The sequence below is a fragment of the Nonomuraea basaltis genome, assembly GCF_005893125.1.
GTDB classification, from domain to species: domain Bacteria; phylum Actinomycetota; class Actinomycetes; order Streptosporangiales; family Streptosporangiaceae; genus Nonomuraea; species Nonomuraea basaltis.
Genome location: NZ_VCJS01000640.1, coordinates 1 through 610 on the forward strand (window position 1 = coordinate 1; position 610 = coordinate 610).

The 610-nt window shown below is 64.6% G+C and carries 1 protein-coding gene; it reads right to left on the reverse strand.

The genetic code is table 11. The features are described from left to right. Positions 1–72: 72 nt before the first annotated feature. Positions 73–610 (reverse strand): VOC family protein (locus tag EJK15_RS69835; RefSeq protein ID WP_206062431.1); only part of this gene is annotated, 538 nt, incomplete at its 5' end.

The following is a 610-nucleotide window of genomic DNA, read 5'->3' on the forward strand; positions in this document are numbered from 1 at the left end:
GCTGGGCGGTGGGTGGGAAGTTCCTTCGGAGTCGGCCCGCCCCGCAGCAGAAGATCCCACATGCCGGTCAGGTTATCCGGTGCCACCAGCACCGGGGTCGGCCAGCGTGACCATCGTCTCGAGCAGCGTCGTGTATACAGTGCCGGGTTCAGCGGATTCCTCCCAGCCCGGCTCTTCCCCGGCCGCCGGATTGGTTTCCGCCGCCGGAAAGAACAGCCACCACAGGTTGTGCCAAGGGTCGAGGAACCGGGCGATGCCGTACCCGCCGTAGAAGGGAGACACCGGAGTGACGACGGTCGCACCGCGTTCGGCCGCTCTGCGCATCGTCTCCTCGGGGTCGGCGACGTACACCTGGGTTAGGGCCGGGGTGAACGGCCAGTCGGCCTTACGGTCAGCGACCATGAGCAACGAGTTGCCGATTTTGACTTCGGCGTGGATCAGCGTTCCGTCTCCGGCGTAGAAGTCAGGGGTGCGGGCTTCCCCCCGCTCATTCGCGTCAAAGACAGCGACGAGGAAGTCGATGAAAGGCGCGGCTCCGTCAACGACAACGAATCCGTTAACGGTGTTCTCACCCCGGGGTTCGGGATCTTGCTTAGTCATCTCCATGCCG